Source organism: Sporomusa sp., from assembly GCF_057736855.1.
Genome location: NZ_JBYKYF010000144.1, coordinates 1 through 7,707, shown reverse-complemented (window position 1 = coordinate 7,707; position 7,707 = coordinate 1). Strand labels below are relative to the sequence as shown.

5 protein-coding genes and 1 CRISPR repeat array are annotated in these 7,707 nt (G+C 40.1%); all 5 genes read right to left on the bottom strand.

Going from position 1 to position 7,707, the window contains the following annotated elements; translation table 11 throughout:
• Positions 1-199 precede the first annotated feature (199 nt).
• Positions 200-1,144, bottom strand: coding sequence for a type III-A CRISPR-associated RAMP protein Csm4 (gene csm4, locus AC29Z1_RS10485; protein WP_488271413.1), 945 nt, complete (start codon positions 1,142-1,144; stop codon positions 200-202).
• Between the two features lie 13 nt (positions 1,145-1,157).
• Positions 1,158-1,811, bottom strand: a complete 654-nt coding sequence (gene csm3, locus AC29Z1_RS10480) for a type III-A CRISPR-associated RAMP protein Csm3 (RefSeq protein ID WP_488271412.1) — start codon at positions 1,809-1,811, stop codon at positions 1,158-1,160.
• A gap of 172 nt (positions 1,812-1,983) precedes the next feature.
• Positions 1,984-2,439 carry a type III-A CRISPR-associated protein Csm2 gene (gene csm2, locus AC29Z1_RS10475; protein WP_488271411.1) on the bottom strand — a complete coding sequence of 152 codons (456 nt, stop codon included), beginning with the start codon at positions 2,437-2,439 and terminating at the stop codon, positions 1,984-1,986.
• Positions 2,414-4,804: a type III-A CRISPR-associated protein Cas10/Csm1 gene (gene cas10, locus AC29Z1_RS10470; RefSeq protein WP_488271410.1), complete on the bottom strand. Its 2,391-nt coding sequence runs from the start codon at positions 4,802-4,804 to the stop codon at positions 2,414-2,416. The genes csm2 and cas10 overlap by 26 nt, the downstream gene beginning before the upstream one ends.
• Positions 4,805-5,063: 259 nt before the next feature.
• Positions 5,064-5,867: direct repeats of the CRISPR family, unit length 37 nt; unit sequence GTTTCAATTCCCTAACGGGAATTTGGGTTTTTCAGAC.
• Between the two features lie 498 nt (positions 5,868-6,365).
• A complete protein-coding gene (locus AC29Z1_RS10465; protein WP_488271409.1) occupies positions 6,366-7,583 on the bottom strand; it encodes an ADP-ribosylglycohydrolase family protein in 1,218 nt (405 codons plus the stop codon).
• Positions 7,584-7,707 lie beyond the last annotated feature (124 nt).

Genomic DNA, 7,707 nt, shown 5'->3' with positions numbered 1-7,707 from the left:
ACCACAGTGCGAATGGCTTGTTCTGAGTAGCGTGCACCTGCGCAGCAAGCTCAGGTGCCGCTGTCTTTAACATTTGAAAAAAAAGCGCATGTATATGACGCATGTCATAAATACACATATCTACTCTCTCAGATGTTACTTTTATTATGATATTGAACTTCTGCAATGTATATCACCTACTTATATAACCGCAAGGCTATTATTCTACCATCCTCTCAAGCCTAGCTGGTATTGCGAGTGAAAAACACCCTTGGATAACCTCCGGTAGCCCTGGCACTATATTTTCAACAGCTCTACCGTAAAAGTTTCTAGGAATTGATTCTGTATAAAACACTGAGCCTGGTAAAAAAAGCATGAGTGGATATTTGAACGGATTTGGCCGGTGAGCATACTCTCTGTCTACTCTACCATATTTCACAACAACTTTATAATAGCCTTCCACGGGATCATCTTTGCCGGGAATAAAGTGAGATAAACTAATAAAACTATTGGCTTTCTCTGGTACTAGAAGTTTATCAAACAGTTCTACATCAACAACGGAAAAACTGCCTTTTCCTATAGAACGGCGTTTTCCCACACCAAACTGTCCTAACAACTCGAGACATGCCCATACATCTTCTTCCCAGCCGGTCATTATTTTAAGGTACAAAGACTGATAGGAGCATGCACAAAAGGTTTCTGGCAGATCATAGAGACCACCAGTTTCCAAGGTAGTACCACTATTACGGTTTACGGTGTTGTGTACAGTAAGACGTTTTATGATAGGGTTCTGCTTGACTTGATATACTATCGGTTTCCCCATTATAACAGCATTAAATTCCTCAACAGTCAGCCAGACCCCTACCTGTAACTGTTTTGCCCTTTTAGCCCGAACAAGCAGCGTTTCTTTGTTCTCAATCGATTCTGTAAAACTTTTACTAAAAAAGGCAAGTGGTAGAAATGGTTTTGGCAAATAGTCACCAGGAAAAATGTCAGATACTACAAAAGGTGGAGTACCTCTTCTGCATAAATCAAGCAATTCGTGAAATGCCGTTTCGCCTTTATGGGCTTTGTAAGCCCAACATAGCCCGCCAAAAACAGTATCACTTTGTAGTGTTGATATATAACCACCGCTCATAGTTATTTTGGCGCGATAGAGTTTCATAATATTTCACCTACTACAAAGCGAAGGGGGTGCCATCAAGTGTCAAATTCCGGAAAGAAACCTTGCCTGATCCCCGGCTACCGCCCTTACCTAAATAAGTTTTTTCAATCCAACGTAACCCTTCCTTTACTGTATCAATTAGCTGAGACTCATCATCAACATCATAAACCTGCAGCACAATCTCAATGTCAAATTCGGTGTCCACAGGAACACGCTCCATAGTTCGCGGATATTCTGCCGTTCCCTTAATTCGATTGATAATATTCTCCGTCTTTTTTTCCAGATAAATTATGCCTCGTTCTTTAAGATTTCGTATAATGCTTTCTTTAGACATCGGGGTTAAATTAGCATCACGAACAATAATCCTAGTTGGACCTAAGCTATGCCGTGTATTTTTATGGGGTCCAAAAACAGTACACACCATGCAAGACTTTTGACCACAGCCGCAGGGGTCGCCTCGATCATCAATTCCCTTAGCACGTTCTAAAGAGGAGCGCATCTTGCCTTTAATCGATGAGCCAGGAATATAAGGCTCATTAGTAATAGGATGTTTGATAACAGTCATGTCAACGCCGCCTATTTCAATCTCATCAGAAGAACCACCGATATGTAGGCCTGTTTCGCAATGAATTATTCCTTTAATAAGTAAGGCTTTTAATAATTTCATGATATATCCATTCCTTTCGCTTTTGTTTAAGCACTAAACGAATGAAATCCATTCCCTTGAACAATTTTTGCATCCTTACTATATAAGGGATATTTACATAATACAAACACGTGAAAATAAATTGATTGCCGCGATCAATGTAGTGACCGCATGTTTTTCCTTTTGCTATGCTCTAGTTTTTAGGATATTTATAACTAAAGAAACCAACTACTGCTTGAAAATGTTTTACAAAACAACGAAATGATTTAGCATCATTAATAATGGCTAAATTGGCATCAATAAAATTCTTAAAAACTTCGGGCACTTTCTTTTTCCCGCGGGCGTCAGCCACAAAGGCAGCTAATTCCTTAATGGATGGTTCAATTTGTGAATATGGCACATCATAATTAAGCCTAATATCGGCTATTTTTACGTGGCCATAGAATTTTCGAAGTTGTGCATTGCTAAGTTTATCAGGAGGTTCACCAATTACTTGAGCAATCATTTCTGCATGACTAAGTAGCAGCTCTTGTTTAATTTGGCCGTCACTATTACAGTATCCCCCTACCAAATATCCTGGGGGAAGTCCTGCTAACGACGTAGATCGCTTATTTTCACGCCCCTTATTCAAATAAGGATTTAACGCCATTTGTTTGCCCTCCTTTTGCTCTGTTGGCATATAAAGCATAGGTAGTGATAGGTATTAGAAGTCTCATAATGTTACCTGGATTTTCGCTCAAGTTTTTCAACCAATGAATGGCTTCACTATTTATACTTTGACTATTCCGGCTAATATCGTACTGAAGTAAGGATTTGAACATATATCCGTTCGAATCTGATCCATTCCCACTATTTCCTTCGGCCTGACAATACATCTGACTGTATTGCCTTAAGCGGTATAACAGAGCTGATGAAATTTTGCCCTCTGTCAGCCAACTAGCCATTCGACGACCTTCTCGCTGTATAATCTCATAATCTGACCAGTCAACAGTCTGACCAAAAATGGATATCTGATTTCTCCCAGACCCACTTCTGAAATTTCTTTGCTCTTTTGCACGTTCTAACAATTGCTCGGCTGTCTCTACAGCAAGGTCGATTGGGTATCGAGCCTTAAACAGAGACACACCGGCTGACAAAGTAATATTGGGGTTATAAGCTATAAACCTCTTGAACGCATTATTGACCTCGCCGCAAAGATCAAAAATTTCATTCCAGGGACCAACAATTAGAAGATCATCACCGCCAGAATAACAAGTATAACAATTCAAATACTTTTGTGACAACACTTGTTCTATCCATCCGGAAAAAAACAGCTCTAGCATTCGGCTCATGGTAGAAATCCGCGATATACTGCCATAATTGTTGTTATCCTCTTTTAACCCTAGCGAAAATAACATTCCTAAGTTATCTACGTCGGCTTTTAAGCAGCCTAATAGACTATATCCTTTAGCATTTTGAGCAATATCGTCAAAACTCAGACTCTGCCCATCGTCATCAAGTGGTACGTATTTTGCCATAACCTTCACATAATCCGGGAAAGAAGTTGGACGACCTTGTTCGTTCAGGTTGTAGACAAGATACGGCACACAGCTATGTTTTATTAGTCCATTGTCTAACATAATCCCGTATTGGCCTAAAATAGTTTCTGCTTTGGGGTTATCTCTGAAAAAGGAAATGTAAGTTGTCCTTGGAAGCATTTGCCCCATACGCTGATCTCGTGAGCAATCATCACATTCGCCGCCATCAGCATGCACAGCACCACATCCAGGACAAACATCAATCCCATTGTCAGACTCATACCTCTTTATGAAACGGTCTTCCCGCCATTTGCCGCCTTGCTGAAGCACACTATAGAATGGGGTTGATTTTGCCTTAACAAGTTCCTGCGACAAGTCCGTCATGACCTTACCAAAGTCTTCAAAATCATCTCCGCTGAAAGCTACACTCGCCAAGTTCAAAGCCAACTGTCCGTGATGCCGGTCAAATAGTTCCTGATTCACAGAATTATATATGTTGTTAATTATATCGACGGCATAGGGAGTGTTAGGCGCAAGCACGTAAAATTTACCACCAGAAGCCATTACAATATTAGACAAAGTTAATTGAAATGCATCAATAAGCATATGGCTGACAATATCAGTAATTATTCCCAAATAGAAACTACGTGCTCTCAGTCTTTTAGCGATCCCGCCAGCACCTTTGGTGGTAATCCGGAATATATATTTTTGAATTCCCGACAAGTCACCAACAATCAACCGAAATTTTTTCTTGCCATCGGCGGTAATGTCATGAGTAGAATCGCCGTGATAACGAAAGAGAGCGGCTGCGATCGCCGATGTAGTCTTTAAATGGTCAAACAGTGATACATCTGGCACCGTATCTAATGTACTGCTGGGAATACACCAGGTATAGTTTTGAAGCAAGGTAAAAATTCTGGCATAAAAAGTTTCAAAGCTGGTTATCGTCTGATCTTGAATAAGCTGCCGAAATTCCTCACCAAAACGCTTAATATGTTTTTTGTACGGTGTCTCGTCAACGACCTCATTTCCCTTAATCGGAAATGCATGTAAAGGACTTAAGCGTTCTAATCGATAGCTATAAAGTTCCGCCTTAGGCTTGTCCAACTGTAATCTCGAGAAGACAGACGCCAGTGCTACTTTTTTATACCGGAGTGTGGTTCCTTCACTTGCATCGTCCCGCTCTGCCGATGAGTAGTTGTCGGCACGGCTAACCATGTAAGCATAAGGCCGTATAGAATCATTTGCGCCACTGACCTGTAATTCTGGTGGAAAGCTACTACTTTCATGGTGACGTGCCACTAATTCAGAAAGTAGTTCCTCATCACAAAATTTGGCGAAGAACTTCTTATTTTCAGGTAAGTTAATAAAATCTCGAGAAATTGCTGGATGTTTTCCGGTTAGTGAAAGAGACCCGAAATCGCCACGCTGCAAAAACTTTCCAATATCATGGAGGAGACCAGCTGTTACGACTGTTTGGAATAATCGGTCACTCAAAAACGATCCTCCTTCCTTTAAAGTAATGATAATTTATAAAAATTTTTCATTTAAAATAATTTCCATTTCCATATTTATGTGTTTTTTACATATTACTTCAAAATACCTTCTTTAATCCAAAATATCTTCTAATTTTTCCAAAAAGTGCTTTGTCGCAATTTTTTTAAGAACCAAATCGCTTGAATACAAGCACAAAGGACGGTGGTTACGTCTTATTCAGACAGTACCACCGTCCCTCATATTTCATATTTCTGTCGCAGTTTCAATTCCCTAACGGGAATTTGGGTTTTTCAGACAAGCGAAGCCGTAAATCTAAGAAAGGTTTTAACAGAAAAGTTTCAATTCCCTAACGGGAATTTGGGTTTTTCAGACCTTATTATACGAGGTTTCCCAAAAGCATTCAAGGAAAAGTTTCAATTCCCTAACGGGAATTTGGGTTTTTCAGACTTAATAAATTACGAGGAAAAATTGGATGTTAATTCTAGTTTCAATTCCCTAACGGGAATTTGGGTTTTTCAGACATGCCTATCACGTGCAACGGCAGTGTGTCACCTACCGCAAAGTTTCAATTCCCTAACGGGAATTTGGGTTTTTCAGACATAGCAGTGAAGTGCCTTCGTGAATGGGTAAAGTCGTTAAAGTTTCAATTCCCTAACGGGAATTTGGGTTTTTCAGACTCAAACGGAATAACAAACTGCGTGGACGGTACAAAGGTTTCAATTCCCTAACGGGAATTTGGGTTTTTCAGACATTTGTGTTAGATACGATACCGGTAGAAGTTAACATAACATGTTTCAATTCCCTAACGGGAATTTGGGTTTTTCAGACGATTCTTCGATTGACTATAGTCAATTTCCAGATGTCGAAATGTTTCAATTCCCTAACGGGAATTTGGGTTTTTCAGACACCGATACCCGCACATGATGACAACTGGTGTTGCCTAAGATGCGTTTCAATTCCCTAACGGGAATTTGGGTTTTTCAGACAATATGATTAATATGATAATTAAACATATCACTTTTTTGAGTTTCAATTCCCTAACGGGAATTTGGGTTTTTCAGACGCTGTCTGGTACAGTCCTTGTAACCACTGTGTTTATAATAGCTTTAGCGAGAGCCTCTTAATAACTACCTTACTGCATGCTTCTTTCAGGGTTATTAATATCGAAACTGCTAGATAAATCGGCTATCGAGAGGCTACAAGAGTTTTTGCCCACTTGAGCCTCTCGCTTTAATTCGTTAAATACCACGTCCTTCCTGTCCACTAATATTGACAGGTACACCCACAGACGCTCTCCTCTTACTACCACAAACTGCACTGGTGATAGATTAAACGCTATTTTTTAGTATCCTTATTAGATTATATTTTAACACAATTAGTTCTTCTTTGGTAATATATGTATCAAAAATACTTTGAGGATAGAAAAGGAAATACAAAAGGACAGTTGTTACCGTCTTGTTCTGACAGTACCACCGTCCCTGCACCTTTTCCTCGCCAATCGGCTCTCATGTGGTTACATACACCTTCGTCATGTTGCCAGAATTCTGCTAAACCATTCTTTTCACTCAACCACTCTATGTAACTCCTTAATATAACTTTGTATTGCTGGATATCGTTCACTTAACATAGCCAACGTTTTTCTTATGCGATAATCATTACCGCCAAACCCAGTTGACATTGATTTTTTATAAACACTTATACCGTTAGCATCAAACAACTCAAATCTAAAAACATATCCATGGTCGTATGTATTAGCCAAATATAGGTGGTAGCTCATATCATTAATAAGAATAGTTCTGTCATATAGAATTATATCATCCCACCTATTTAACCAGTTCTTAACTGAATTGGGCTGGTGATACAACTTTTTCGCCAATTCCTCGATATACGCGTAGTTACTTATTTTATTACGCCATGAAATCGGAATAGCATCGACACCATAATAGGCCCCTGCCAATTGCCCATACACTGCGCCAGTTGTATCTGCATCATCCCCTAAATTAACAGCAAGCAAAGCCCCTTCTTTAAACGAGTTGGTCTTATAAAAAGCCCATAATGCCGCTTCTAGAGACTTTACTACATAGCCGCTGCCTTGAATTTCAGGCGGCTCTTTCTTTTTATAACTGCCTGCGGCTATGTCAGCTATTTTAGCGGTAAGCGGTTTTTTGTTCCAATAACCCGGAGTTGGATGGTAAAAAGGAGACAATAATTGGTCTTTGCTTACTTTTCGAACAGCCCCTACAATAAGCGCCCCTAATAATCGACAAGCATCAATACACGCCAAAGACCCATGCGTTGTTTTCGAACTTTTAGCACAATACATAGTAGCTGTATCAGCATCTCCTGCAAAATAAAGCGCTACCGGGGCCAGTCTCATAATTGAGCCATTGCCTGCTGAGTTTTCATCTCTGCTGCCACTAAACGGTACACCTGTTTTCATATAGTTTTCTAATGCCAATTGAGTAGTGATACCAATATCAAAGCAGCGTCCCGTACTGCTTAGATACCCTTCATTGTACCACCTTACATACAGATCCATCTGCCCCTTGGGGTTAAAGCCACCGTATTTAACCAAACTTTCTGCTAGACATAAGGCCATCGAAGTATCATCTGTCCACTGACCGGCCTCCAACTGAAAGGGTCCTCCCCCAATCAAATCATCAATAGGGGAAAATGTACCCGGTTTACGAAACTCCAGCGTTGTTCCAAGTGCATCTCCGACAGCCAGCCCTACCAAACTGCCGATATACAGATTTGATAATTCTTCTTTACTAGCCATAGATTTTCAGCTCCTCTCAGCTATTTCATTACCTCCAATAGTAATCACTATCGCTTGAACCATATTGGACTACGCGGACAGATTAAATGGCGAGTTTCTTCTGATCTCGTAGCATAGCGGCGAA